Genomic DNA, 26,535 nt, shown 5'->3' with positions numbered 1-26,535 from the left:
CCGCCTCCGCTCCTGTCAACGTGGCGGCGAAGGCCACGCCGCGCGCGTCAACGTGGCGGCGTGGACTTCGCCGCGCCGCGTCGTGGTCGGAGGTGCGACGTGCCGGCGGAGCTCCGCGCGCGGATGCTGACGCTGGCTCGATTTGTGGCCGCGAAATCCGCCAGCGAATGATACTTTTGTCGTTGCATGTCGACCCCGAGCTTTCTGCGTTGCTTCGCGCTGCTCCGCGCGTTCTCGGCCGCCGCGCTGACGGCGGGGATCTCCGCCGCTTCGTGCAGCGTGCCGGACTTCGAGTTCGCGCCGGGGCCCAACCCCGACTTGCCGGCGCACTGTACCGACGACGTCCGCGACGGCTCGGAGTCGGACGTCGATTGCGGCGGCAGCTGCGACAAGAAGTGCGTGACCGGCCAGGACTGCAACCAGGCCAGCGACTGCGAGAGCGGCGTGTGCCAGGACGGCGCGTGCGTCGGGGCGACCTGCACCGACGGCGTGCTCAACGGCACCGAGAGCGACGTGGACTGCGGCGCCGACTGCGAGGGCTGCGAGGACGGCAAGATCTGCCGCTCGAGCAGGGACTGCCTGAGCAGCGATTGCATCGGCGAGGTGTGCGGCCCCACCTGCTCGGACGGCTACGCCAACTGCGATCGCCAGGCCGAGGGGAAGTGCGAGGTGAACGTGCGCACCGACGCGGACAACTGCGGCGGCTGCGGCCTGAAGTGCGCGCTGCCGCACGCGACCGCCGAGTGCCAGGGCGGCTCCTGCAAGGTCAAGGAGTGCGAAGCGCCTTACGCCGACTGCGACGGCGACCCCGAGAACGGCTGCGAGGTGAACACGTCGACCAACGCGAGCCACTGCGGCGGGTGCGACGAGCTGTGCCCGGCAGCGAACGGCGACGCGTATTGCGAGGCGTCGGAGTGCAAGATCGAGTGCGACGAGGGCTTCACCGACTGCAACGGTCAGGTCGTCGACGGTTGTGAGAGGGCGACAACCCGTGACGTGTTGCACTGCGGCGGGTGCGGCATCGAGTGCGTGCCCGAGGCGGGCGGCAGGCCCTGGTGCCGCGACGGCGTTTGCGGTGAGACGATTTGCCCGGCCGGCAGGGGCGACTGCAACGGCGACCCCGAGGACAGCTGCGAGGTGGATCTGGCCGCCGATCCGGAGAACTGCATCACGTGCGGCGGCCTGTGCACGGTCGCCAATGGCACCGGCAAGTGCACGGCCACCGGCTGCGCCATCGACCGCTGCGCGCCGGGCTTCGCCGACTGCGACGCCAGCTACGACAACGGCTGCGAGACGAGCACGGACACGAGCCTCAGCCACTGCGGCGGCTGCGGCGAGACGTGCACAATCGCCGACGGCGCCCCCAAGTGCGAGGGCGGCGCCTGCAAGGTGCGGACGTGCAACAGCGGCAGGGGCGACTGCGACGGCAATCCGGACAACGGCTGCGAGACGAACGTCAATTCGAACCAGACCCACTGCGGCGCCTGCGCGGCCGCCGGCGGCGTCAACTGCAACACGATCTACGCGAACGCCACCGCGACCTGCCAGAACAGCAGCTGCACCTTCGTCGGCTGCAGGGCGGACTACGGCAACTGCAACAGCTCGCTGACCGACGGCTGCGAGGTCAACGTCAGTACCGACGAGGGGCACTGCGGCGCCTGCGGCACCCAGTGCAACACAATCCACACCACCAGCAATCAGTGCCTCGACGGCACCTGCAACCCGGTGTGCACGAGCGCGCAGTACGACGACTGCGGGGTACCGAGGAACGGCTGCAACATCGACCTCTGGAGCGACGAGAGCAACTGCCTCGGCTGCAACCTCGTGTGCGAGAGCGGGGCCAGCGCCCACGTCGCCAGCAATCAATGCGGCTCGTCGGGCTGCAGCCCGGTGTGCAGCGGCCTGTGGCGCAACTGCGACGGCAACGGAATGAACGGCTGCGAGAAGGACACCTCCGGCGACATCAACGCCTGCGGCGCTTGCAACACCCGGTGCCTCCAGGCGAACGCGAGCGCCACCGCCTGCACGGCCGGCACCTGCGTGCCCACCTGCGACCCGGGCTGGAAGGCTTGCGGCAACCCCCACGAGGGCTGCACGACCCAGCTCGGCACCGCCAGCAACTGCGGCGACTGCGGCCACGTGTGCTCGGGGACGAGGACCATCTGCTCGAACGGCAACTGCGTCGTCACGCCGGACATCGTCGTCGTCAACTCGGGCGCGATCGGCACCTTGGGCACCATCGGGATGTCGGCGCCCATCATCAACGTGAACCACGCCCTGCAGACGCCGCGGGATCACGATCGCATGATCCTTGTCGGGGTCGTCGCCTCCGAGAACTCGCTCGTGCCGGTGAGCGTCACGTACGACGGCACGCCGATGACGCTCTTCAATGGGCAGCAGGTGTCGGGCGAGAACAACGCCGCGGCGCGCATCTACTACCTCCTGGACAGCCAGCTTCCGGCCGCCACCGGCAACAAGCCCGTGGTGGTGCAGATGGCGAACTCGAACACCTGGGGCGTGTACTTCGCCAACGTGGTGGAGTTGAAGGGCGTGCACCAGTCGAACCCGTTCGCGAGCGCCACCTCGACCGGCATCCACGCCAGCGCGACGGACTGCGGCGGCACGGTGCCCCGAGGGGTCAGCACCAACTTCAGCGCGAGCGGCTCGTTCGTGTACACGGTGATGGCGGCGCGCAACGCCAATACCGGCGCCACGATCAGCCCCACCGCGGCGACCTCCACCATGAACCGGCGCCTGACCGATCCGACGACCATGGTCGCGCTGGCCGGCTACCTCGTGGCCAACTTGAACACGACGATCTCCTGGGCGGTGAGCGGCTGCTGGAGCACCGCCGGCGTCGGCGTCGCCGTGCGGCGCGCCGGCGGCTGAGCGCCTCGAGGCGCGTGCGCGCCGATCGAGCCTGCGCCTGCAGTGAAGCGCATCTTCAACAGCTTATTCATGCCTCGAAGGGGCCGCCTTCACGCTACAGTCTGCCGGGCTTTCTCCGCCAATTCGATAAGAGTTTTCCGCAACGACCGACAGTCGTCTTCACCCGTTCGTGTTGACTTGTCCATCCCACGCTGGCGACAGGACCATGGACAACGACAAGCCCCAGAACCCCACCCCTTCTCTCACCGAGCTGATGGGCGCGATGGCGGCGGCCCAGGCTGCGCAGGAGCCGTTCTTCCTCGGCCTCCTCCGCGGGCACCTGAAGAAACACCCTGGTTTCAAGTACTCCGTCGTCGCTGAGAGCGGTCACGGCAGCGAGGTGTCGTTTCTCGTCTTGGTCATGGAAGTGTGGGAGGGCTGGTGCGCAGCGAGCACGCTAGAGCTCCATGCCGGTCCATGCAGGCAGTGCGTGCTCAGCCCTCGCGCGCCACGCGGATCGCCTCCGCCAGCTCCTCGGGCGTGACCTCCGGGTCCTGCAGCACCGCCGCCGCCCAGGCCGCGGCCTCGGCCGGCGTCCGAAAGATGTTCGGCACGGGCCCCTGCGTCCCGCGGGCCTGCAGCCGCATCATGATGGCGCGGACCGAGGCGGCGATGAACCCCTCGGCCTCGATGAGCGTGGCCATGCCCTTCAAGGAGCTCCCGGGAGCGCTCGCCGCCCGCTGCATCGCCGCCCGGCTCTCCTCGTCGGGCGGCCCGGTGTGCTGGGGGGGGAGCACGATCAGGAATGCTGCCCCTCCCGGCAGGCGCTCCGCCCAGGGCTGGAAGAGCGCCCGGGAACGCTCGATGCCGGCGACGCTGGCCTGCCCGTGCCAGACCAGCAGCATGATCCGCCGCCAGGTCGCCACCACGTATACATCCGTCTGCTCCAGCAGCGCGACCTTCACCGACCGGTCACCATCGCCCCCGATTGTCCTCCCCGCGGGGGGGCCACCGCAAGGCCGCGGCGTGTCAGATCAGCCGCCCGGCGTCCAGCCGCGGCGACGCAGCTCCTCCTCCCAGAGGCTCGAAGCAACGACGGCGTGAGCCGCCCGTCGCGAGGCGTGGGCGCCGAGCGAGCCAGCCGAGCTTGGACGAGCTGAAGCCGCTGTGCCCGCTGCTTGCTGGATGCCGCCGCTCTCGCGGCGCTCAGCCCGCTCCGCTCCCATCACTCGGGGTTCGCCAGGCCGCCGGCTCACCGGCACGGCGCGCAGGCGCCGCCGCAATCCACACCGGCCTCGCCGGCGTTCATCACGCCGTCGGTGCACGACGGCTCCCGGCACATGCCCGCCCAGCAGGCGCCGCTCTCGCACTGCGTGCCCGCCCTGCATCCTTGAGCCGCCGGGCACAGCGGGCAGGGCAGCGCGCCACAGTCGACCCCCGTCTCATCCCCGTTCTGCGCGCCGTCATCGCACGTCGGCGCCGCGCAGCGACCTGCGCGGCAGACCTTGCTCTTGCAGTCGGCACCCGTTCCGCAGGCCTCGCCGGCGGTGCAGGGGCGGCACGGACCGCCGCAGTCCCTCGCGGTCTCCCCGAGCGCGGGATCGACAGCATCGTTCACGCAATGGGACGGCACGCACAGCACGCCGTCGCAGGCCAGGTTGTTGGGGCAGTCGTTCATGGTCACGTCGCCGCTGTAGCAAGCGACGCACGTGCCCGCATGGCACATCCTCTGTTGCTCGCCAGGACACACCACGCCTTCGGTCAGGGGCATGTTGACCGGCCCGCCGGCACCGCAGCTATCATACGTACACTGCTCACCGTCGTCGTAGACGTCGGACGGGTCCTCGAGCGCGATGATCTCGCCCGTGACCGTGCACTCCATCCGCTGGCAGTCGCCCCTCCGCTGAGAGGCGATCGGCCCCGGGTTGATCTCCACGGTGCACGCGCCCTCGACGCACCGCCCGGCGCCGCACTCGCGGCTCGGCGGCCCCGGGCACGCCGCGTCGCTCTTGCAGCCAGCGTCGACACCCCCGTCGGGCCCCACGTCAGGAGCGCACCCCGCCGTGCCCGGCGCGCACTCGGCGCACGGCCTGCACGAGAGGGCGCAGTCCGGATCCTTCGCGGCGTCGGGAGAGCAACAGATCCCTTGGCCCGGATCGATACACTGGCAACGATCGCTGAGACACGTGGCTCCGGGGATGTCCTGGTACTTCGTGTGGCAATCGGCCTTGTCCTCGCAGTAGCCTCCCAGAGAGGGAGAATCTCCGGAACAAGAGCCCACGAGCCACGCGGCGCCGGCGAGCACCACGCGGCGAAATAGAGTGTGCATGCGAACAGAGCCTCCGGGCGCCCGCCTTCGCTCGCCGGCAAAAAGACCAGCGAGGGTCGCGGACTGCCCTCTACACGACTCCTCCTATACAGCACCGCAGTCGCAGAAGCGCGTAAGAAATCGACAGAAGTCGCTGCTAAAAGGTGGAAACTTCGCGGGCGTCAACGGAACGTGTTGGAACGCGCGTCGGGCCAGGTGGCCCCGCACGTGTACCAGTCCGCGTCGCACGGCGGCAGCGGCTCTCCGGGGGGCGGCGAATCCGGCACCGGAGGAGGCGAGGGGACTATCCCCTCGCCGCGCGGGCGGGGAGGAGGTGCCGACTTCGAGCGGAGGGGGCGCTCCCGCGTGACGGCGGCCACCGCGTGGGGATCGGGCGGAGCCGGCGCAGCCTTCGGGCTCACCACGATGACGCGCGGGAGCCGCGCGACGGCCGGGGTACGGGCTGCCGACAGCGCGCCGGCATGGATCCCGCCGAGGAGCGCCGCCGCGAGGACCAGCCCGCCTGCTCCCAGGGCGAGCGCGACGCGAATCCGCCCCTCGCGCGGTGAACGGGCCGGCGGAGCTTGCACCGGGGGCGCCGACGCAGGCTCCGGCGAGGCCGGGGAGGGGGCCTCGCGCGGCAGCTCGGTCGCGAGCCCGGGCGTCGGCGCGGTCGCGGTCCCCGGCGTCGGCGCGGTCGGCGGCACGCGCGGCGTCTCGTCCGCGGCCGGCGGGCTCGCCGCGCCCGAGGGCCGCGCCGGCCGCTCGGCCGGCCGCGCTGGCCGCGCCGACCCCAGGCCGCGCGACGCCGGGGTCGCGCCGCGCACCCCGGAGCCGACGTCCTGCTTCACCTCGCCTTGCCAGCGACACCAGCCCTCGAGCGCGCCGTGCAGCGCCGCGATGAGCTCCGCCATGTCGCGGTACCGGGCGTCCGGGTGCCTCTCGGTCGCGCGCCTCACGACGCCCGCGACCACCGGCGGCAAGGGGACGAAGGTCTCGAGCGGCAGCGGCGTGGTGTTGAGGACGCAGCGGACGAGCTCCTCGGGCGCGCGCTCCGCGAACGGCCGGCGCAGCCCGATGAGCTCGTAGAGCACGAGGCCCAGCGCGTGCACGTCGGTCCGCTCGTCCAGGACCGCGGGCTCCGCGAGCTGCTCGGGCGCGCGGTACATCGCGGCGCTCGCCGCGTCCGCCGCGCTCAGGCCGAAGAGCTGCGCGAGGCCCAGGCCGGCGAGCTTGAACGAGCCGTCGTCGAGCAGGATCAAGGTCTCCGGGCAGAGGTCCCCGTGGAAGATCCCCGCCGCGTGCGCGGCTTTCAGGACCTCGGCGAACTCGGCGACCTGCGAGAGCGCCCACGGCGGCGTGATGTCCCTGGGGCGCTCCTCGAGGACGGCGCGCAGCGACCGGCCGTCGCACCGCTCGACCGCCACCCAGCAGAACGAGTCCCGGAGGCCGCCGTCGAGGACCCGCGGGAGCTCCTCGATGCGCTGGCTCACGGCGCGCAGCCGAGCGAGGTCGTCGCGGAACCCGCCGGGAACCGCCTCGCTCACGTGGAGCAGCGCGTCCCTGCCGTCGCGATCGACGGCGGCATAGGCGTCCACAGGGCCGCGACCCTGCAGCCGCTCGACGATCCGGTACCCCAGGCCAGACCCGTCTACCACGTCGCCTCCAGGTGGAGCCGCGTCCCCACCGCGGTCAGCCTGGGGCCGCGGCCCCTCGGGTAGAAGGCGTAGATCAGCGTCCCTGCGGCCAGGAGCGCGCCGGCCGTCAGCGCGACCGCGGCGCGCTCCTCGGCGAGCTCCATCGCGCTGTAGGCGCGCTGCGCGCGCTGGAGCTCCAGGCCGGCGATCCGGTAGCCTCCGTGGTTGCGCTCGAGCAGGTCGTTGAACCTGCGCTCGTGCTCGCCCGACCTCGCGAGCTGCACCGCGCCGAGCGTGACGCACCCGGCGGACGCGACGGCGCCCAGCACGATGAGCCCCGGCGAAGGCCCCGCACCCAGCCCGACCGGCGCCGGTGGGCGCGGCGCCGGCGCGCGCGGCGCGACCGGCGCGCCCGGCTCGGCCCGCGCCGGCGGGCGCGCCTCCGCCTGTCCGGTGTCCGTCGCCACAGCGAGATCGAGGACGACCTCGCGCACTTCCCCCGCGCGCACCTCCACGGAGGTCTCCTTCGCCGCCTCGCCGAGCGCCGCTCGAACGCGGTGCGAGCCCGGCGCGACGAACACCGCGCGCCCGAGCGGCGCCCGCCCCACAGGCCGGTCGTCGACCGACAGCTCCGCGCCCAGGGGCACGGCGAAGGTCAGCGCGCCGACCGCCTGCGTCGCCCGCGCGAGGTCCAGCGCCCGGCTCTGGTAACGCTCACGCGCGCCGGCGTCCGCCGGCGCCGGCGCCGGCGCCCTCTCCAGACACGCCGTGAGGAACTCGGCCGCTCTTGGCATGTCCCCGACGCGGAACGAGAGCTGCCCGACGTTGCACGCCGCCATCTCCGAGGGATCGAGCTGCCAGATCTGCAACCACATGTCCCGCGCCTCCGCCAGGCGACCCTCCGCGACCGCCCGGTCCGCCGAGCGCTGGAGTCGACCCTGGGGCCCGCTCGAGGGGCTGTCCGCGCGACCGACGGAAGGCACGAGGACCAGCGCCAGCAGGAGCAACGACCGGACGAGCGCTCGCAGGACCGTGATGTTCACCAGGAGCTACATACCAAAAACAGATCACGCGGAGGGGAGCTCGCTGGGAATCATCGAAAACATCAGGTGAGTGGAAAATCGAGCCATCTCAACGTAATGCTCCCCAAGTCTCTCTGGCTCCGCCCCCGCTACCCCAGCAGTCGCTTCCATTGCTCCGAGAGCCGCTGCGTCGAGACCGGGACTGCCGCCTTCAGCTCGGGCGCGAAGAGCGACACCCGGAGCTCCTCTATCAACCAGCGGAACGACTCCAGCTCTTCCGCGGGCACCCCCTTCTCGCGGAGCGCCTGCTGGTGCTTGAGGTAGTCCTGCCAGAACGGCAGCACCTGCGCGGCCTTGGCCTGGTCCTTCTGCGGTCCGTTGGGCAGCCGCTCCAGCCGGATCTGGATGGCGCGCAGGTAGCGCGGCAGGTGCGCGAGCCGGTCGAGCGGGGCGCGCGAGAAGAGCCCGACCGGCAGCAGGAAGTCGACCTGCGTGCGCGCGTCGTCGAGCGACGGCCTCGGCGAGCCCGGCTTCCCCGTCATCGACCGGAGCATCGACTGCACGCGATCGAGCTCGACGCCGATGTCGCGCGCCAGCCCCGAGAGCCTCCCCAGCACGCCTTGCAGCGACCGCCGGCCCTCGTCGAGGCGCGCCTGGAACGCGGCCCGGGTCCTCGGGAACGACGCGGGATCGCCGAGCTGGAACGCCTCGTCGAGCGCGCGCAGCGCGATCTGCCGGGCGAGACCCGGCTCGCCTGGAGCCACCCTGGCGCCGAGCCCGCTCACGGCCACGGCGCTGCGCAGCGGCTGCTCGAGCTGGCTCATCTTGCTCCCGAGCTGCAGCAAGATGAGCCGCCGCAGCCCGGCGCGCGTGGCCTCGGCCGCCGCCGCCCTCGAGGCGAGCACGCGCACCGAGACGGAGGTCTCGTTGTCGACGAGCGCCGGATAGCCGAGCACCCGCTGTCCCCCGGCGTCGACCTGCACGCCCTCGGGCAGCGCGTCGATCGCGAACGATGTCAGCCCGTCCCGCTCCAGACCCGCCTTGCCGACCTTCGCCCAGGCCTCGCGCGCCCGGCCGGACAGGCGCTCCTTGAGCTCCCGCAGGCCGCGCCCCTCCCCGATCACCCGGCCGTCCTCGCCGAGCACGCGGAAGTAGAAGCGCAGGTAGGGCGGGAGATCCTCGGGCCGGAACGCGTCCGCCGGCACGCGCTCGCCGGTGCGGTCCTCGACGGCGCGCGCGAGCGCGGGCCGCATCGGGCCCTGGAACGGCCGCAGATCCGCCGCGATCTCCCGGGCGGTCTCCCGGAGAGGGACCAGCGCCTTGCGGAGCGACTTCGGCAGCGACTCGAGCAGCAGGGTGATCTTCTCGACGTGCCACCCGGGGATCGTCCACTCGAGCTCGTCCGGATCCGCCTGCGGCAGGAGCACGAGCGGCAGAGACAGCGAGACGCCGTCGTCGTCCTCGCCGGGATCGAAGCGGTAGGAGAGCGGCACGGCCGCGCCATGGAGGTCGAGCGCGTCAGGGAAGCGCTCGGGCGAGAGCTCGGCGGCGTCGTCGAGCAGGACGTCGGCGAGCGACAGGTGCAGCACCCGCGGGTCCTTCTCCTCGGCCTCCTTCCGCCACGCCTCGAACGTCTTGCCGCTGTAGACCCCCTCGGGCACGCGCCGGTCGAAGAAGAGCTCGAGCGCGTGCTCGTCGGCCAGCATCTCGCTCCGCCTCGCCTTGTCGCGCAGCCGACTGACCTCCTCGAAGAGCCGGCGGTTCGCCTCCATGAACGCCCCGCGCGTCGTGTATTCCTGCCGGACCAGCGCGTGGAGCAGGAAGATCTGGCGCGCCGACCTCGGATCGATCGGCCCGTAATCGACCCTGCGGTCGCGCGCGATCGGCAGGCCGTACAGCGTCACCTGCTCCTTGGCCATCACGGCCGCCGGCTTCGCGGCCCAGTGAGGATCGCCGTAGCTGCGCTTGCAGAGCGCCCCGGCCGCGGCCTCGATCCACGCGGGATCGAGGCCCGCCGCCATCCGGGCGAAGAGCTGCGATGTCTCGACCAGCTCGGCGGCCATGATCCACGCGGGCGGCTTCCTGGCGAGGCCCGACGAGGGGTGCAGCTGGAAGCGGGTCTGTCGGGCGCCGAGATACACCCTGTTCTCCTGGTTCCACATGCCGATCCGGCTGAGCAGGCCGGGCAGGAGCGCGCGGTGGATGGCGTCGCCCTTCGCGGGCGTGCCGTTCGGCGAGAAGCCCATCTCCCGCGTGATGCGGCTGAGCTGCCGGTGCACGTCGACCCACTCGCGCATGCGGAGGTACGACACGAATTGATCGCGGCACGCCTTCCTCAGCTGGTTCTGGGTCAACCGGCCCTGCGCGTCCTGATAGAAGCTCCACAGCTTCAGGAGCCCCACGAAGTCCGATGTCTCGTCCTTGAACTTCCGGTGCGCGTCGTCGGCCTGCCTCTGCGCGGAGAGCGGCCGCTCCCGCGGATCCTGCACCCCGAGCGCGGCGGCGATGATCAGCACCTCGGCGAGCGCCCCCTCGCCCTCGCCGCCGAGGACCATCCGGCCGAGCCGCGGGTCGAGCGGCAGCCGCGCGAGCTTCCGGCCGATGTCGGTGAGCGCGCCCGCGTCGTCGAGCGCGCCGAGCTCCTCGAGGACCCGGTAGCCCTCGTCCACCGCCCGCTTCGACGGCGCGTCGAGGAACGGGAAATCCTCGATGGCGCCGAGCCCGAGCGACTTCATCGTGAGGATGACGCCCGAGAGGCCGACGCGCAGGACCTCCGGATCGGTGTAAGAAGGCCTCGCCTGATAGTCCTGCTCGGCGTAGAGCCGGAAGCACACGCCGCTCTGCACGCGGCCCGCGCGCCCCTTGCGCTGATCGGCGCTCGCGCGCGAGATGGGCTCGATCTGGAGCTGGGTGACGCCCGTGCGGGGACTGTACCGGTTCACGCGGGCGAGCCCCGAGTCGACGACATACACGATGCCTGGGATGGTCAGCGAGGTCTCCGCCACGTTGGTCGCGAGCACGATCCGCCGCCCCGGCAGCGACTGGAACACGCGCTGCTGGTCGCCCTGAGGGAGCCGCCCGTAGAGCGGCAAGAGGGTCGTGTGCGGCAGGCCGTGGCGCTCCAGCTCGGCCATCGTGTCGTTGATCTCCCGCTCGCCGGGGAGGAAGACGAGGATATCCCCGCGCGGATCGATCGCGGTGATCTCCTCGACGGTGTTGGCGACCGCATCGGCGATCTCCGCCTCGCCGCTCTCGGGGGGACGGTGGATGACCTCCACGGGGTACGTGCGGCCGGAGACCTCGATGACGGGCGCGCCGTCGAAGAAGGCCGCGAACCGGTCGGTCTCGAGCGTCGCGGAGCTGATGATGACGCGGAGATCCGGCCGCCTCGGCAAGAGGCGTTTGAGGTACCCGAGCAGGAAGTCGATGTTGAGGCTGCGCTCGTGGGCCTCGTCGATGATGAGCGTGTCGTAGTCCGAGAGCCGCGCGTCGCCCTGCATCTCGGCGAGGACGATGCCGTCGGTCATGTACTTGACGTAGGTGGTCGGGCTCGTCCTGTCCGAGAAGCGGATCTTGTAGCCGACCTCCTTGCCCAGCTCGACGCCGAGCTCCTTGGCGACCCGGGTGGCGACGCTCGTGGCGGCGATGCGGCGCGGCTGCGTGACGCCGATCCGGGCGGTGAGCCCGCGGCCCATGGCCAGGCAGATCTTCGGGAGCTGCGTGGTCTTGCCCGAGCCTGTCTCGCCCGCGACGATCACCACCTGGTGCGCCTCGATGGCCCGGGCGATGTCGCGCACCCGCGCCGAGATGGGCAGCTCCTCGGGAAACCGCACCGGGCTCGCGGTCGGGGGCGGGGGAGAGGTCCGGCCGCCGGGGGCGGCCGGCGTGGGGGAGGGCTCTTGCGGAACGCGGGTGCTCACGGTGCGCGAGGGGGTAGCACCTCCCGCCGCGGCGCGCCGTTCGAAGGCGTGCGCCCGCCGCACCGCACGCCCTGTCGAGGGACCCCTGCGGACGACAAAGGGGCGCATCGGCGTGCCGCGGGCACACATCGCCCTCCGGGCGTTGGTCTGGCCCGGGATGTTCTTGCGGCTACGCGGCGTCTCCGAGCGCCTTGCGGCGCAGGACGGTGCTCTTCAACGCTCGGGGCTCCGGGTCGCCTGCGGCGCCCTGCGCCCCGAACCCCCAGTAGGGCGGCCCTCGGTTGGGGGAGCGGCACGGCGCGGTGCCCCGCTCCGAGGCGCCGCGCCGTGCCGCTCACCCGCACCGAGGGCAACCGCTTCGGCGAACCCCTCAGGGCACTATGGGTACTTCGGGATCACCGGAAACTCTGATGCCCTCGAACGCTTCCGCTACGAGGTCACCTGCGCGTGGCGGAGATGGCTTGACCGCCGCTCGCAACGCGCACGGGTAGATTGGGCGCGAATGAACGACCTGTTGAAGCGTTATCCGCTTCCGCAGCCGAGCCTCTCGCCCATTTCAACCAATTTATCCAGGCATCCAAGGCGCCGCCTTCGCACGCTGTGCCCTCCACGGGCCCTCCATGGCGCATCCGCCGTCTTCTACGCTGTGCGAGCTCGAGCGACGCTCGGCCGCTCAGCCTCGATTCCGTCTTGCTCGCGCTCTGAAGAGGACGGCTCCGATTGCCGCAAGGAGGATCCCGAAGCGCCAAGGCGGCGTTCCGGGTTCGGACCCGGGGACCGAGCAGCTGCAGCCAGAGTCTTCCGTCGGGGGCGTATCTTGGTCGGTGCCGCCGCTCGCACTGCTCGAAACCTGCCCGCCAGTCGCTGCAGAACCGCCTGTCGTGACGGCACCACCTCCGGTCACGCCCCCGCCGTCTCCGCTTCCGTCCCCTGCACTCCCGCCGTTGCCCGTGGCCTCACCGGCCCCACCGGCTCCACCGGCCCCACCGGCTCCACCGGCCCCACCGGCCCCATCGGCCCCACCGGCGCCCGTCGCACCCCCGTCGAGGAAAATGCGTTGGGCGAAGTTGTAAAAGCTGCGGTTCCAGACGGTCTTGGTATGGCCTTCGTTCGGCTCGATCTGGTAAATATGGTCGATGTTGTTCTGATCCAGGAAGTTGTGATAATTTTCGCTATTGCCGATCAGGCCGTCTGTACTGCCGCAAGAGATGAAGATGAGCTTCACGTTGTCCTTGACCGCAGCCACATTCTTGATGGTCTGACTTGGCTGCTGGGTATTGGGCGCAGCCGAATACGGTCCGATGTAATGGAAGACATCGGTATTGGGGAACCCGAAGTTGAAGGTCTGCCCCCCGCCCATTGACAGGCCGGAGATGGCCCGCGAATCGGCGTCGGTGGCGGCGGAATAAGTCTCCTCGACCCAGGGGATCAGGTCGTGGAGCAGGACGTCCCCGAAGTTTGCGAAGCGCGCGAAATCGTCCGCTCCGTCCATCTTGCCGCTGGGCATCACAACGATCATGGGTTTGGCCATCTGCTTCGAGTACAGATAGTCCATGATATTGTCGGCATTGCCTTCGTTGCTCCCCTGGCCGATCCAGGAGACCTCATTGCCGCCGATTCCATGATGCAGGTAAACGACAGGATATTTCTGGCTCGTCGAGTACCCTGGCGGCGTATAAACCGTCACCTTCCGCATTCCGTAGTTTCGGGTCGGATAGCTGACGGAGACGTCCACCTTCCCATGGGGAATGCTGGCGTCCCTGGCATCGAAACCCCTGGGCGGAAGGGGAAGACCAGCGGGGTCGCTGGCATACACCGCGGCGGGGAGGACAGAGATGACCGAGAACGAAAGGACAGCAGGCCAGTTCTTTAAGAGCATGAGGCCCTCCAACGTGCGTAAAAGTCAAACTCGAGTTCCATGGCCCGCGCTAGTTCCATGGCCCGCGCTACAAGTGCGTTGGCGCATTTTGCATTGTCACCGTGGTGTCCCAAGCAAGCGGCACGTGCCGACGCACGGGTCGCGCGCCGCGCTGCAGCTGGCATGCAAAACTACGCCTCAGGCGTTCCGAGGACCAACAGGGCGAGGAAATCCAAACGCGATCCGAGGAGCTAGAGAATCCAAACGCGATCCGAATGTCAAGCTCCTCTTTGTGAACGTTCTCATCGTACAGCCACGCCGCACGTGCCGGTTGATATAGGAAACCTTCGCGATTCGCTTCCCTCCTGGAAAAGTGACGCTGTACCAACAACTTATCCGTGCGGGCACGCGTGCCAGGGGCGGCTCGCGCCCCATACGCCGCGTTGCCTCCCTCTGGGAAAGCGGTCAAGGGACGAGGAGCTCGAAACGTTTCGGAGAGGACAGGCTTCGTGCCCTCCCAGGCGACGAGGGCCTGCTTCGTGAGATTAGAGCGCCTCTCAAAACCTCCCGTCGCCAGGCAGCCGAGAGCGGGCGCATCGCGTCGTTGCTCCTCGTCGCCCTACTTCAGTAGGGCTCCTCGTCGCGCCTAGCGCTGCACCCACCCTCGGCTGCCTGGCTCGGTCCGGTTTTGTTCGGCGCTCTTAATGTCTGTCCGTTTTTCGCCACCCTTGCCCTAAACGTAGACTTCGGTGCGCCTGGCGAAGCCTGGAGCAGAGCGGAGCGGGGGCGTCGGGCAGTCGGAGTGCCGCAGTATGAGCGAAGAAGTGGGGGAACCGACCCAAGGGACCCCGCAGAGCAAAGGGCGGCACCGGAACACGGATCCTCTCGCCGGCCTGCTTCGCCTGGACGATCGCCTGAGCGAACCACAGGTACTCGTCGAGGAATCTGTCCGCCGCCTTCCCGACCTGCTCGCTCCTGAGCTGGAGCGACTCGTCGAAGACGTTCTGGACCTCCGGGACGAGCAGCTTCAGCGGCAGCGGGAATGCTCCCAGGCTCAGGATCACGTGCTGGAGCTGCGTCGAGGCGTTGATGCCCCCGAGCTTCCCCGCGGAGACCGCGACCACGCCGATCGGCTTCTTGTTGAACTCCTCCCAGAAATAGTCGAGGGCGTTCTTCAACACGCCCGAGAAGCTCCCGTGGTACTCCGGCGTCACGAACACGAGCGCGTCCGCCCTGCGGAATTGCGCGCTCAGCGCCTGAACCGTCGCCTGGAGCTGCGGGGAGCGACCCGACCGGTCCTCCAGGATGGGCAACGGCGTCTCCGCCAGATCGATCAGGTCGGCCTCGGCGCCCCGCTCCCGGAGCTTCCGCTCCAGGTGATGGGCGATCTTGTGCGACTGTCTCCCGCTCCTCACGCTGCCGGTCAAGATGGCTACCTTCATGGTCGTGCTCCCTGGGAGGACGATCTCCCGATGCGACGAGGGTAAACCCGGGATGTCCGTCTGCTGGAGGCGGCGCCAATCTATTGGACAATGGTCAATCCGTCGTCAGGGGTACGCCCCCGCGGGCGCTCGACTTCGCCGTGGCGCTCGTCCCCGCGTCGGCCATCGACGACTCGGACCCGAACAACATCCAGATCGCCGGGCTCACGTGGGCGGAGCGCAACGACGTGTGCGCAGGCCCGGCGCGTTCCCGGCGAGAATCACGCTTCCGTCTCCGTCTACCGCGATGCCAGCAAGGCACTCATTGAAGCTCGAGGCCGATCTATCATGGACAGGAGCGGTCCATTCCTGATTCCAGAGAGGGTTTCCCGAGGCGTCCAACCGCGCGAGGAGGAACCGCGCGAATTTGCCTGACCCGTCATCGACGATGTCCGAGTCGTCGGCCGCGATCACAATTTGCCCTGAAGGGTCGACGGCCATGATGGCGCCTGGCATGTACCTGCCGCTGCGGCGGGGGGAGAACTTGCTCCAGACGAAATGTCCCATCGCATCGAACTTCGCCACGTAGCCGCTCGTCGGGTCGTAGTCACTCTCACTCCGCGGTAGCAGACCTCCCCCGAGATCGAAGTCCCCGTAGTATCTTCCCGTGAACACCACGCTGCCCGTCGTCGGATCCACCGCGATGGAACTGATGTGCCAATCTGCTTCATGCCCGGCGTTGAGGCGCTCGCTCCAGAGGGGGTTGCCGGCGCTGTCGACTTTGTCCAGGAACATGTCGAACCAGGACGAGGTCACGTGCCTGCGTACGAGGAACATGTTGCAGTCCGCGTCGAAGGCGATGTGATTGCCGGCCTGCGGGATCGAATCATCGCCGAAGAGCTTGCTGATGGTGTGGTTGCCGGCGGCATCGTACTTTGCCAAGAGGGCGTCGTCCGTTCCCCCGGACCGGAGCACGCCGCCGCCCATGTCGACGTCCGACGCCGTGTACCCTGTCATGCCGAGGTTGCCGGATGGATCAAAGGCGATGCCCCTGATCCCCAGCGGAGAGGTGCCGCTCGTCGCCGGCCAGTCGTAGCGTCGTCCTCTCGGGGCGACGGCGCTCGTAGACGGCATCGCCAGCTGCGGCTTGGTCTGGAACGCTGCTCGCGGAAGTTGTTTCTGCTCGGCGGACGAACGTCGACAGTGCGGCCGGATCGTGCAACCAGCCTGGCCAGCGCGACATCCGGCGATCGCGCAGGAGGCCGCGGCCGCGCCGGCCCGACGATTTCGGACCATCTCGGTCGGATTCTTCGTTTACGATGGGGCGATGCGGCGCCCTTATGGTCCTCTTCTCGTCTTCGTTCTGCTGGCCTCCTTGGCGGAGGGTTGCAGCTGCTCCGAGCCCCCGCCGCCCGAGCCCGTCTGCACCGCCGGCGAGACGCTGCCGTGCTACGGGGGCCCGGCCGGGACCGCGGGGGTCGGGATCTGCCGCGCCGGGACCAGGGCGTGCCTTGCCGACGGGTCGGGCTTTGAAGAGACCTGCGCGGGCGAGATCAAGCCCGAGCTCGAAAGCTGCAGCACGCCCGAGGACGACGATTGCAACGGCCTGGCCAACGACGGGTGCGCCTGCGAGCCGGGCCAGGTGACGGCGTGTTATACCGGGCCGGCGGGCACGCAGGGCGTTGGCGTCTGCAAGGCGGGCAGCGCGGCGTGCTTGCCCTCGGGCCAATCCTTCGGCGATTGCGTGGGCGAAGTCACCCCGGCGCCCCAGGACGATTGCGCAACGGTCGAGGACGAGAATTGTGACGGCGAGGTCAATGAGCCCGCCTCGGGGTGTGTCTGCGCGCCGTCCACCAAGGAGGCCTGCTACAGCGGCCCGACCGGCACCCAGGGCGTCGGCGCGTGCAAAGCTGGCGAGCGCGCGTGCCTCCCCTCGGGGACCGGCTTCGGCCCTTGTGCGGGCGAGGTCGTGCCCGCGGCCGAGGATTGCACCACGCCCGAGGACGAGAACTGCAACGGCCAGGTCAACGAGGCGTCGTCGGCGTGCTCGTGCGTGCCGGGCGCGACCGAGGCCTGCTACGGCGGCCCGCCGGGCACCGCGGGCGTCGGCATCTGCAAAGAGGGCGTCCGGACCTGCCTTCCGGCGGGCGACGGCTGGGGGCCCTGCGCCGGCGAGCAGCCACCGATGCCCGAGAATGCCGCGTCGCTCCCCGACGAGAGCTGCTCCTCCGATGCCGGCGAGACGCTCTGGAAGCTGTCTCTCCCGCGGAGCGGGCTGAAGCTCGCGGTCGACGGGGGCGGCAGCGCCGTGGTCCTCATGAACCGCCAGCAGGCCGCCGTCGCCGGCTACGAACCGGTCAATCCCGCGTCGTACCCGCAGATCCTCGTGGCGCGCTTCGGGCCGGACGGCTCCTTTCTGTGGGGGAAAGAGGCCTACGGCAACGAGATCCCCTTCACCACGTCGTTCTCGTATCAGCTCGTCGCGGGCGCGAACGGGCACATCGCCCTCACGGTCCCCGTCTTCGAGATGTCAGCCGCCGCGTTCGGCCAGAGCCCGATCCACACCGCGGGGAGGGAGACGTTCCGCGTCATCTATTCGGTCGATCCGAGCGGCGCGCTGCTCTACGCGGTGGACGCGCCCAGGCTCCACGCCTTCGAGGACAAGAACGCTCCGCACGCGATCGCCGCCGGCGTCGACGGGAGCGTCTTCTACGCGAACGGTTTCTATTCGAACGCGCACGTCATCAAGTACGACCCTTCCGGGGCCGTCGCCTGGGATAGAGCGAACACCGGGACCCCGTCATCGGTCGCCCTCGCGGCCGTGCCCGACGGCGGCGTCGTGCTCGCGATCACCGAGGCATGGGAGGTTGATCTAGGGTGCGGTCCGGTGCCTCCCCTGTCGGCCGGCAACCGGGATCTCGTGCTGGCCCGCTACGACGCCGCGGGGAATTGCCAGTGGTCGACGCGGCCGGGCCCCGAGTACGAAGCCTACGCCCTGTCGGTCGGGGGAGGCTTCATCGGGGTCGTGACGATCGACGGCTTTCTTCGGGTGTCCCTCGCCGACGGCTCGACCCTCGTCGAGGACGCGGCGCCCACGGGGCTCACCTATACGGACCGGACGTCCGCGCCCATCGGCGGAGACGCGATCTTCGCCATGTTCGCGCGCGCGGGGACCACTGATTTCGGCCTCGGGCCGCAGCCTCCCTACGGGGGAAGCGCCACGGGTAATTTCTACGTGATGCGCGAGGTCGGCGCGACGCGCTGGGCGAGGTCGCCCGGGCCGGCGTTCAGCCTCTCGCGCGTCGGGGCCCGCGCCGGAGGGTTCGTCTATGCGACGCTCACCGCGACCAACCAGCTCGACCTCGACGGCGTGATCGAGTCGATCGACGGGACGAGCTACTTTCTGGTGCGCATGGCGTACTGAGATCCGGGCCGCTCGGCGGCGCGGGCATCCCGGCGCGCTTCCTTCTCCCCCTGGTCGACCCGGACATCCAGATCGCGGGCCTTGACGATCCCATCCAGGTCGACCTTGCTCGAGCGCGCACGAGCCGAGGTCGTAATTGCAGCCCACACGGATGCCGCGGCCGGCCGCCGCTGCGCCCCCGGCGGGATCGAGGAGAGCCGCGCGCCGATCATTGTTCGATTAATGCCGCCATGTGAACGATCACAATCAACGGCGGTCAGGGTAGCTCGGGCAGCACCTTCCGCGCGAGCAGCAGCGGCGGCGGCCCCGGGTTTCAGCCCTGTCCCACGAGCGGGGATCCGTGCAGCGGCCTGGCGTTCGTTGACTCGATGACGTGGGGCGTTCCGGTTGACAGGGCGTATCCCGTCAGGAGAGCACTTCGGTGGCCGTCTTCGCCCCGAGGACGTTCTCGATCCAGCGGTCGAGGGTCGCGACGTCCGTGCATGCCTGGATGCGCGCGCTCTCGTCCTCGGTGAGCACGATCCCTGCACGCGCAAGCAGCCGCAGCAGCGTGTCCCTCTTGCCCTCACGGATGCCCTCGAGCTTGCCGCGATCGACGAGCTTCTGCACGAACGGAGGAAACGTCGCCTCGCCCTCGATCTGCCGTTCCATGACCAATGCCTCCAGAGCCTGCCTCATGGGCTCACGCAACCCGTTCCAGATGAGCTGAAAATAGACCATCGCGTGCGCCTGGTCGAGCCGGCCGAGGCCGGCGAGCGCCGCCTGGACCACGGTGAGCCCGCTCGGCCCGTTGCCGTGCGCCACCGCCGACAGCACGGCGAGCTCCGTCTCCTTCTCCGCGTCGGCCGGGTCGATGATCTCGGGGACCACCGACGGACCGAGCACCAGCGGCTCGACGTTGCCGCGACCCAGGCCGAGATCGATGTTCTCCGCGGCCCAGGCAGCCACGCCGGCGTCCGGCGCGACCACCAGGACGATCGTGCCGCAGCGCTTCCTGGCGCGCACGACCGCGACGTACGACGGCCACGAGAACTTCTTGTCCGGGTCCACGTCGCGCTGCACCTCGATGACGATCGCCAGCACCAGCGCGTCGTTCTCGTCTCGAAGCTCGAGCACCAGATCGGCGCGGAACTCCACCGGGAGGAGCTGGTCGAGCGACGACTCGACAACCGCGACCGCGGCGTGCGGCGGCACCTCGACGTGGAGGAGCGTCGCGAGCCAGCGGGGCGCGAGCTCCGGGTGCTCGCGGAACATCTCGACGAGGGCGTTGTGCTCGAGCGTCGGCATGACGCTCGGCCTTCAGCACCCCCCATGCCGGCACGAAACGCCGGGAAAATGCGAGCAGATCTCCAGCTCAGGGGGTGGCGGCGCCATGGCGGACGCAGGCGGCCAGCGACGCCGGCTGGGAAGCGGACCGGGCCGGCGACGGCGGCTGGGGCACGCCGGGCCAGGGCGGCGGCGGAGGCGGCGGCCGCAGGGGAGGGCACGGCGCGTGCGGCGCGGCGAGCAGGAGAGGCGTCGGGGGAGGCTCGGGCGGGGCCGGCGGCTGCGGGCGCGTCTCGCGGTCGTTCATCGGTCGCTTCGGAGCGTCAGCGCCACCGCCTCGATCGCTCTCGAGGACTGCCGCGACGTGCCGAGTTGCCGCGTCGAGCCGTGCTCGGCGGGGCACCTTTCCGCTCGACGGACGCCCGGCCGAACGAAATACAAATACGTTCACGGGCCCGTGGGCATTCTATGGATGATGGAGCGGTGGCAACCCCGGGCATCCGAGGGCGTTCCGAGTGGCAGCTGGGCGTTTACCTCCATTGAGGCAGGAGAATTGCGACCATGTTGAAGCGCATGAACCGAAGAATTTTCCTCCGGGGGCTGGGCGGAGCTTGTGTCGCGGCGCCGTTCCTCGGCTCGATCTCCGACCGCACCGTGATGGCTCAGCCGGCCACGCCACCGAAGCGGCTGATCGTGATGTACACGCACTATGGCTGCATCACGACGCGGTGGTTCCCGAAGAAGTCGCACGGACCGCTCACCGCCGCGGACCTCGAGTCGACGACGCTCAAGCACCTGGCGCCGTACGTCGACAAGCTCCTCATGCCCCGAGGCATCCGCGCGATGAACGAGTGGACGGCGACGCTGGCGCGGGGGCAAGGGAACGATCGCCACACGCAGGTGAACGGGTCGTACTTCACTTGCCACCCGGTCACTCCCAACAGCGACGACCCGTTCAGCTTCGTCGAGGAGACGAAGTTCAAGGCCATGCCGACCGGTCCCTCGCTGGACCACGTCATCGCACGACAGCTCAGCCCGCAAGGCACTCCGTTGCTCTTGAACACGACGGGTCAGACGGATAACGCCCAGTCAGCGTTCTCCTACTCCGCCGCCGTGACCCTCTTCAAGGGCCTGAACGCGTCGCAGGCCTTCAGCAGCCTCACGGGCATCTTCGAGGCGGGGGAGCCGCCGTCTCCGGACACCTACGCGGCGATGCGCGGCAAGAGCATCCTCGACCTCGTGAAGGATGATCTTCAGACGCTCGAGCGGTTCGACATGAGCCGAGCCGACAAGCAGAAGCTCGCAGCCTGGAAGGAGCTCCTCCACTCGACAGGAAACGTTGTGGCTTCTGCGCAGTGCGACACGTCCCTCGCCACGGCGCTCGGTGTGACGCCGGAAAACATCGACCTGGCGAGCACGGTCCCGAGCGTCGACGACAGGCTAGCGAGATCACGTGTGCCGACGGCACTCCGAACGAGGTCGACGGGATGTCCCAAGAAACGGGGACCGATCCGTCGCTCGCCAACGCGCCGATCAACAAGTACTTCTGCAGCTTGATGAACGCCCTCGGGGTCAAGGCAGGCGCGGATGGTTTCCCGGCACGGGGCGGTTCGGAGCCGGTGACCCACTTCGGCATGTACGACCGGACGGAAGACTTCATCGGTGGCGGGATCAATCCCCCCACCATCCACGATCCAGGCGAGTTCGCCGCGCTCAGGGCGAGCTCCTGAGCGGTCTCGTTCCCGAGCCTGTCGCGCCCGGGTCATGAACGCGCCGCGGCGGCCCGGTGCTCCGGCGTGGCGGCAAGCGGCCTCGGCGAGCGCGGCGCCGACGTAGCTCTTGCCCGTGCCGGTCATGCCGATGGCGATCACGTTCTGCTTGGCGCGCCCCCCAGCCGCAGGCGCCGAGCCCACGCACGACGCTCTTGTCGAGGCCGCGGGCGGGGTCGCACCACAAGTCCTCAGCGACGACAACGCGTTCTCCGAGGCGCAGCTCAAGACGCTCAAGTGCCAGCCCGACTATCCGGCGTCGACGCACACGGGTACGACCAGCGACGCGCCCGAGCCCGGCGCCACGCCCGCCGCGGCGCGACCTCTGCCGCTCACGTCCCAGAGCCGGAACGCGCCTCTCCGCGCGATCCACGCATAGGATTCTCGTCCGGCCTGTCTCAAGCCTGGTGGCATTTTCCGCTCTCTCTGTGCCAAGGTCGGGTGAGACAAGCTGCCCCTGGAAATCTGTGGTGAGACGGCGGAGAATGGACCTGACCCGTGCTGAAGCCTTCCCACCTCCGATCCGTCGACCCTACCCCAGCCCCAGCGGCGCAGGGCACGGCTTCCCGCCCGAGTGGCGTTGCCGTCGAGACCGTGCCGACGCCGGGCAAGCGGCGGAAGTTCTCGGCGGCGGAGGAGCTGCGCATCGTTCGCGAGGCGGCCGCGTGCCCCCAGCGCGGGGACATCGAGCCGCTGCTGCCCCGCGAGGGCATCTACGGCTCCCTCCTGACGGCCTGGCGCAAGCAGCCCGCCCTCCACGGCAGCGAGGCTCTCGCGGGGCGCAAGCCCGGCCGCAAGCCGAAGCAGGACGCGAAGGACCGGCGCATCGCCGAGCTCGAGAAGCGCCTCGCCTCCACCCGCACGATGTACCGGTTGCTCGCGGTGTCCGGCGAGAGCGCGCAGCTCGCCGAGCAGCTCTTCGCGGAGACCGTCGCCCGCCACGGCGTCGAGCCCGGCTCGCTCACGGTGCACGCCGACCGCGGCTCCGCGATGAGGTCGGAGGGGCTCGCCCAGCTCCTCGGCTCCATCGGCGTCGGTCGTACCTTCAGCCGGCCTCACGTCAGCGATGACAACGCGTTCTCCGAGGCGCAGCTCAAGACGCTCAAGTACCAGCCCGACCATCCGGAGCGCTTTGCATCGCTGACTCATGCACGAGCGTGGTGCCAGGAGTTCTTCGGCTGGTACAACGACCTTCATCAGCATGCTGGCCTTGCGCTCTTCACACCTGCTGATGTATTCTACGGCCGCGTCGAAGGTATCGCGGCCCGTCGGCAGGTCGCCCTCGATGCGGCCTACGCCGCGCATCCTGAGCGCTTCCCGAACGGTCCGCCCGTCGTACGCAGGCCGCCTGCCGCGGCAGCCATCAACCCGCTGTCCGTAGACGACGCCGGAGAGGCCGCGGCGTCGACGCACACGGGTACGACCAGCGACGCGCCCGAGCCTGGCGCCACGCCCTCCGCAGCGGCGCGACCTCAACCGCTCACATCCCAGAGCCGGAGCGCGCCTCTCAACGCGATCCACGCATAGGATTCTCGTCCGGCCTGCCTCAAACCTGTTGGCAACTTCCGCGGACGCTCCATGGCGCATAGATTCAGTCGAAGGACCGCATAATCTTCCAGAGAGAGCATGGCCCAGGACACAATTTTTGCCAGAGAATGGGTCAAGGCATAAGCCGTGAAGCATCATATGACCACATATCGTCAGCAAGCAATCTGGAAAACATCTATGAAAAATTTGAAGCAGAATCAATTATATCGTTGGTTCGCACTGGCGTTCGCGTCAGTCGCGCTAGCAGGCTGTGGCGGTGACAACAATACCGCAGACACCTCGAGCAGCTCATCGTCTTCTAGCAGCTCTTCATCCTCCAGCTCCAGCTCCAGCTCCAGCTCCAGCGCCAGCTCATCTTCGAGCAGCGCCAGCTCATCTTCGAGCAGCTCCAGCTCGTCTTCGAGCAGCACCGGTTCTTCTAGTGGCGATCTCGCATTGGTGGTCGCCATCAACTCCGGTAGCAATTCGAGCGCAACGATTGATGGCGTAGAGTACCAGGCGGACAAATACGCTCGCGGCGGCTCGACCAATAGCACGCAAGACGCTGTCGTTGGTGGGCCGCTCTATCAAACAGAGCGGCATGGCTCATTCAGTTATGAAGTCCCGGTTACCGCCAACGGCAACTTCACCGTAAAATTGCACTTTGCGGAAATTGCTCAAAACAGCGCTGGCTCACGCAGCTTTAGCGTTGCAATCGAAGGCAAGACCGTCATTAGCAATTTGGATCTTTATGCCGAAGTTGGTCATGACGTGGGCTACACGGAGACCTTCGCGGATATTGCGGTGAATGACGGCAGCGTCACTATTGAGCTGATTAAGGGCGTAGAGAACCCCACCATCGCAGGATTCGCTATTTTTTCCAACGATGGAGAATTGGACACAACGGTCACACCCGTCCCCGACCTGTCCAAGTTCTCAGCCTACACTCAGAGATACACTGACAAAACAGTGATTACTTCAAATCACGCAACGGGCCACGTTGGTGATTTCTTCTTCACCCACTGGAAAGATGGCGGTTCGACATCTTTGACCGTGGACCCGAATGGCGAATTCAGCGTGACCTGGCAGGGCGGTGGCTACAACTATGTCGGTGGTCCAGGATGGCATTACGGAGATGAGAACCGGGTGATCGGCTACCGCTTCAACAGCGACAGCGGCGCGAGCTATATCACGTTGTACGGCTGGGGGTACGACAAGAGTATGCCCACTTCAAACGCGGCACACCTGGTGGAGTATTACATCCTGCAACGATGGAGTTATGATCCCAGCCAGGGTGCCACCGCTGGCAAGAGCTTCGTGAGCAATGGTGTTGAGTATTCCACTTACCGCTCAACGCGGCAGCAGCAGCCCTCTATCAATGGTCGCTCCACTTTCTACCAGTACTGGAGCAAGCCTGCTCGGCAGCAGGCCCTCGGACAGGACCACAAAATCATATTCGCCGATCACGTGAAGGCATGGGCCGACACCGGCTGGATCATTCCGAACATGAACAATCTGGACGCGAGCGACGATCCCACCTATCAGGTCATGGCCGTCGAGGTGTTCAACCCCGGCAGCAATGGAACTGCAGCTGGTCGCGTTTGGAACGAGACGCCCTAATCGGTCGGGTAGCCCCGGGCGGTTACCCGCCCGGGGCCCTCAGTCCCGGTAGGGACGACCCTTTCGGGTCGCCCCCCGGACAGAGCCCGGCGTGCAGATTTCCCGCACCGGGCTCCCACCGCCGGTCTACGGGCCAGCGAATCTTCGATCGGGCCAGGGGTGCACGACGCGCGGAGGCGGAAGAGGGTATAGGGCTCGGCGAGCTCGGCAAATCACCCGGATCCGAGCTGAGCGTCGCTTCTCCGCAGCGCCCGTTCCAGCACGCCCGGACCTCGATGTGCGCCGACGCATTCGCGGCGAGCCCGATAGGCCCCGAGATCTGGACGCCCTCCTCGCAACCGACGTCCGTGCCGTTGCACAACGGACATCCGGCGATGAGCGCCGCGAGCGCGAGGAGGGCCGTCCCGGCGGCGGCCGCGCGCAGCACCGCCCGGCCGCGCCAGCCGCCTCCCGCTCGGGTGTCCCCACGCCTCGAGGAGGACGGATCGATATTCAGGATCGCTGTGGCCGAGGTGCCGGTTCCCTTCATGATACCATCATTGATGCTGGCTAACGCGCCGTGGGCGGGCCGGACCTCCGATGCGGGATCAGGCTAGCCGGGCTGGCGATAAGCAGGTGTCGAGGATCCCATCCACGCACGGGGCGAGCAAGTTATATGCTCGCCCGCCGGGCGCCGCGGGGGGTCCAGCACGGTTCCGGCAGCGAGGCGCGAAGGGGCGTGGGGTCCGGGCGGCGGGCGGCGTTCGGGGCGCATCCAGCGCGGCGCGCTCGTGCCGCCCTCGAACCCGTGCCGCGCGCCGCGCACCTTGACGCCGGCGAGCGCGTCGCCCCGAGGCGGGTACCGTCGGCGGCGATCGGCACGGCATCGTTCGCCGGACCGCCAAAGCCCCATGCGGCGATCGTGACGATGCGCAGCCTCACACTTTCGCCCTCCGGCTCGACCCGGGCAGCACGCCACCCTGGCGCGGCAGGGCGGGGTCAGCCATCAGACGCCCGTGCGCGCCGCGCGAACTGCTCGGCACTCAGCCAGCTCCGCTCCCATCGGTCCCCCGCTCGCCCCACGCCACTCTCGTCGCCATCGCTCGCTCCTTCGTCGCGATGGGAACTGGTAACCGGCGCCGCACGGACCGTCACGATGGCGTTGGGTTGCGCGACGAGCGCGCGGCCATTCTTCACTGTCCGAGTGCTCTCACAGATTTCTGATCCACTGTTCGAACTCACCCACCGGGCACTGCGGGTGCAAGAGGGTGCAAGAGATAGACACCAGCGCCGTCTGCGGCGCGGACCATCTCGATCAGGTGATGCGGCTCGATCCGAAGCTCTCGCAGAATTTCGAGGTCCTCGGTGAAGTTGTCGAGCCGGGCTGCCGTCCACTCTGTTACTTCAGCAGCCGTCTTCAGGTCGCGACCGTTGTCATCATCGTTGCTTGACAGAGCGCTTCGAGCCCACGCGGCCGAGGTGCGTGTCGCCGAACGCCGTCCCGTACTTGAGCCCATAGCCCAGCATCCGGTCGAAGCCGATGTGCCCGACCCAGATCGCCGCGCCGAGCAGCAGCGCCGGCGAGCCAAGCGCGACCGACGCGACCGCGAGCAGCGCCGGAGCCAGATGGCTGTGCCCCGCGTTGTAGGCCACCGCGCCCACCCGCGGGCCCGCAAGGTAGCCGAGCAGCGACAGGTCGGGCAGGAGGAACAGCGCCGCGAACCATCCCCAGCTCCCGCCCAGGTGCCCGTAGGCGAACAGCGCTGCTCCGAGCACGAGCGCGCCCTCGAGGCGCAGGAGCGCGCGCGGCATGCCCTTGGCCCCGCCCGCCGAGACCTCGCAGGTGGGCTGCGGCGCGGGGCGGCGGGTAGAGGGAGCAAGGTCGAGCGCAGGGAGCGTCGCGGCGGTGGTCATGG

20 protein-coding genes are annotated in these 26,535 nt (G+C 68.9%); 8 read left to right on the top strand and 12 right to left on the bottom strand.

Annotated elements, in window-relative coordinates:
* The first annotated feature begins 186 nt into the window (after positions 1 to 186).
* Positions 187 to 2,889: a hypothetical protein gene (locus WMF17_RS33015; RefSeq protein ID WP_437644983.1), complete on the top strand. Its 2,703-nt coding sequence runs from the start codon at positions 187 to 189 to the stop codon at positions 2,887 to 2,889.
* Positions 2,890 to 3,362: 473 nt separating this feature from the next.
* Here WMF17_RS33015 and WMF17_RS33010 read toward each other — a convergent pair whose 3' ends face one another.
* The 8 genes from WMF17_RS33010 to WMF17_RS32975 all read right to left on the bottom strand — a co-directional run bounded on the left by WMF17_RS33010 (position 3,363) and on the right by WMF17_RS32975 (position 16,330).
* The gene (locus tag WMF17_RS33010; RefSeq protein ID WP_437644981.1) at positions 3,363 to 3,833 is read right to left on the bottom strand and encodes a hypothetical protein; all 471 of its coding nucleotides are present in this window, start codon (positions 3,831 to 3,833) and stop codon (positions 3,363 to 3,365) included.
* A gap of 287 nt (positions 3,834 to 4,120) precedes the next feature.
* Complete coding sequence (locus WMF17_RS33005) at positions 4,121 to 5,197, bottom strand: hypothetical protein (protein ID WP_437644979.1); 1,077 nt, start codon at positions 5,195 to 5,197, stop codon at positions 4,121 to 4,123.
* Between the two features lie 161 nt (positions 5,198 to 5,358).
* Positions 5,359 to 6,834 carry a serine/threonine protein kinase gene (locus tag WMF17_RS33000; RefSeq protein WP_437644977.1) on the bottom strand — a complete coding sequence of 492 codons (1,476 nt, stop codon included), beginning with the start codon at positions 6,832 to 6,834 and terminating at the stop codon, positions 5,359 to 5,361.
* Positions 6,828 to 7,856, bottom strand: coding sequence for a hypothetical protein (locus tag WMF17_RS32995; RefSeq protein ID WP_437597201.1), 1,029 nt, complete (start codon positions 7,854 to 7,856; stop codon positions 6,828 to 6,830). The genes WMF17_RS33000 and WMF17_RS32995 overlap by 7 nt, the downstream gene beginning before the upstream one ends.
* A 128-nt stretch (positions 7,857 to 7,984) precedes the next feature.
* Positions 7,985 to 11,755 (bottom strand): ATP-dependent RNA helicase HrpA, encoded by a 3,771-nt coding sequence (gene hrpA / locus WMF17_RS32990; RefSeq protein WP_437597200.1) that lies wholly within the window; start codon positions 11,753 to 11,755, stop codon positions 7,985 to 7,987.
* Between the two features lie 673 nt (positions 11,756 to 12,428).
* Positions 12,429 to 13,634, bottom strand: coding sequence for an alpha/beta hydrolase-fold protein (locus WMF17_RS32985; protein WP_437644975.1), 1,206 nt, complete (start codon positions 13,632 to 13,634; stop codon positions 12,429 to 12,431).
* A gap of 680 nt (positions 13,635 to 14,314) precedes the next feature.
* Positions 14,315 to 15,055: an NADPH-dependent FMN reductase gene (locus tag WMF17_RS32980; protein ID WP_437597198.1), complete on the bottom strand. Its 741-nt coding sequence runs from the start codon at positions 15,053 to 15,055 to the stop codon at positions 14,315 to 14,317.
* 204 nt (positions 15,056 to 15,259) lie between these two features.
* A complete protein-coding gene (locus WMF17_RS32975; RefSeq protein ID WP_437644973.1) occupies positions 15,260 to 16,330 on the bottom strand; it encodes a hypothetical protein in 1,071 nt (356 codons plus the stop codon).
* 31 nt (positions 16,331 to 16,361) lie between these two features.
* Here WMF17_RS32975 and WMF17_RS32970 point away from each other — a divergent pair, with 31 nt between their 5' ends.
* The gene (locus WMF17_RS32970) at positions 16,362 to 18,458 is read left to right on the top strand and encodes a hypothetical protein (protein WP_437644971.1); all 2,097 of its coding nucleotides are present in this window, start codon (positions 16,362 to 16,364) and stop codon (positions 18,456 to 18,458) included.
* On the opposite strand, the gene WMF17_RS32965 is transcribed toward WMF17_RS32970, so the two are convergent.
* Together WMF17_RS32965 and WMF17_RS32960 are read right to left on the bottom strand one after the other, a co-directional pair.
* A complete protein-coding gene (locus tag WMF17_RS32965; protein ID WP_437597195.1) occupies positions 18,431 to 18,670 on the bottom strand; it encodes a hypothetical protein in 240 nt (79 codons plus the stop codon). The two genes, WMF17_RS32970 and WMF17_RS32965, sit on opposite strands and share 28 nt — an antisense overlap.
* A gap of 193 nt (positions 18,671 to 18,863) precedes the next feature.
* Positions 18,864 to 19,745 (bottom strand): hypothetical protein, encoded by an 882-nt coding sequence (locus WMF17_RS32960; RefSeq protein ID WP_437644969.1) that lies wholly within the window; start codon positions 19,743 to 19,745, stop codon positions 18,864 to 18,866.
* A 552-nt stretch (positions 19,746 to 20,297) separates the two neighbouring features.
* On the opposite strand from WMF17_RS32960, the gene WMF17_RS32955 reads away from it, so the two are divergent.
* The 4 genes from WMF17_RS32955 to WMF17_RS32940 all read left to right on the top strand — a co-directional run bounded on the left by WMF17_RS32955 (position 20,298) and on the right by WMF17_RS32940 (position 23,020).
* On the top strand, positions 20,298 to 21,281 hold the full coding sequence (locus tag WMF17_RS32955; RefSeq protein ID WP_437596387.1) for a DUF1552 domain-containing protein: 984 nt from the start codon (positions 20,298 to 20,300) through the stop codon (positions 21,279 to 21,281).
* Positions 21,278 to 21,454, top strand: a complete 177-nt coding sequence (locus WMF17_RS32950; protein WP_437596388.1) for a hypothetical protein — start codon at positions 21,278 to 21,280, stop codon at positions 21,452 to 21,454. Before WMF17_RS32955 ends, WMF17_RS32950 begins: the two co-directional genes overlap by 4 nt.
* Positions 21,455 to 21,569: 115 nt before the next feature.
* The gene (locus tag WMF17_RS32945) at positions 21,570 to 21,872 is read left to right on the top strand and encodes a hypothetical protein (RefSeq protein ID WP_437596389.1); all 303 of its coding nucleotides are present in this window, start codon (positions 21,570 to 21,572) and stop codon (positions 21,870 to 21,872) included.
* A gap of 215 nt (positions 21,873 to 22,087) precedes the next feature.
* Entirely contained in the window at positions 22,088 to 23,020 is a 933-nt protein-coding gene (locus tag WMF17_RS32940; RefSeq protein WP_437644967.1) for an integrase core domain-containing protein, read from the top strand.
* Positions 23,021 to 23,238: 218 nt separating this feature from the next.
* Here WMF17_RS32940 and WMF17_RS32935 read toward each other — a convergent pair whose 3' ends face one another.
* Complete coding sequence (locus WMF17_RS32935) at positions 23,239 to 23,451, bottom strand: hypothetical protein (RefSeq protein ID WP_437644965.1); 213 nt, start codon at positions 23,449 to 23,451, stop codon at positions 23,239 to 23,241.
* A gap of 28 nt (positions 23,452 to 23,479) precedes the next feature.
* On the opposite strand from WMF17_RS32935, the gene WMF17_RS32930 reads away from it, so the two are divergent.
* Both WMF17_RS32930 and WMF17_RS32925 read left to right on the top strand, forming a co-directional pair.
* Positions 23,480 to 24,640 (top strand): glycoside hydrolase family 11 protein, encoded by a 1,161-nt coding sequence (locus WMF17_RS32930; protein WP_437644963.1) that lies wholly within the window; start codon positions 23,480 to 23,482, stop codon positions 24,638 to 24,640.
* A gap of 1,247 nt (positions 24,641 to 25,887) precedes the next feature.
* A complete protein-coding gene (locus WMF17_RS32925; protein ID WP_437596393.1) occupies positions 25,888 to 26,070 on the top strand; it encodes a hypothetical protein in 183 nt (60 codons plus the stop codon).
* Here the strand turns inward: WMF17_RS32925 and WMF17_RS32920 are convergent.
* On the bottom strand, positions 26,057 to 26,533 hold the full coding sequence (locus tag WMF17_RS32920) for a DUF4260 domain-containing protein (protein ID WP_437644961.1): 477 nt from the start codon (positions 26,531 to 26,533) through the stop codon (positions 26,057 to 26,059). The two genes, WMF17_RS32925 and WMF17_RS32920, sit on opposite strands and share 14 nt — an antisense overlap.
* Positions 26,534 to 26,535 lie beyond the last annotated feature (2 nt).

Source organism: Sorangium sp. So ce362, assembly GCF_051519845.1.
Taxonomy (GTDB): Bacteria; Myxococcota_A; Polyangia; order Polyangiales; family Polyangiaceae; genus Sorangium.
This window is presented reverse-complemented; position numbering and strand designations above follow the sequence as displayed.

Excerpts from the sequence above, each read along its gene's own strand:
- WMF17_RS32920 (WP_437644961.1), bottom strand. The coding sequence starts at position 26,533 with ATGACCACCGCCGCGACGCTCCCTGCGCTCGACCTTGCTCCCTCTACC.
- WMF17_RS32980 (WP_437597198.1), bottom strand. The coding sequence starts at position 15,055 with ATGAAGGTAGCCATCTTGACCGGCAGCGTGAGGAGCGGGAGACAGTCG.
- WMF17_RS32970 (WP_437644971.1), top strand. The coding sequence starts at position 16,362 with ATGCGGCGCCCTTATGGTCCTCTTCTCGTCTTCGTTCTGCTGGCCTCC.
- WMF17_RS32955 (WP_437596387.1), top strand. The coding sequence starts at position 20,298 with ATGAACCGAAGAATTTTCCTCCGGGGGCTGGGCGGAGCTTGTGTCGCG.
- WMF17_RS33015 (WP_437644983.1), top strand. The coding sequence starts at position 187 with ATGTCGACCCCGAGCTTTCTGCGTTGCTTCGCGCTGCTCCGCGCGTTC.
- WMF17_RS32960 (WP_437644969.1), bottom strand. The coding sequence starts at position 19,745 with ATGCCGACGCTCGAGCACAACGCCCTCGTCGAGATGTTCCGCGAGCAC.
- WMF17_RS32965 (WP_437597195.1), bottom strand. The coding sequence starts at position 18,670 with ATGATCGGCGCGCGGCTCTCCTCGATCCCGCCGGGGGCGCAGCGGCGG.
- WMF17_RS32975 (WP_437644973.1), bottom strand. The coding sequence starts at position 16,330 with ATGGTCCGAAATCGTCGGGCCGGCGCGGCCGCGGCCTCCTGCGCGATC.
- WMF17_RS32985 (WP_437644975.1), bottom strand. The coding sequence starts at position 13,634 with ATGCTCTTAAAGAACTGGCCTGCTGTCCTTTCGTTCTCGGTCATCTCT.
- WMF17_RS33005 (WP_437644979.1), bottom strand. The coding sequence starts at position 5,197 with ATGCACACTCTATTTCGCCGCGTGGTGCTCGCCGGCGCCGCGTGGCTC.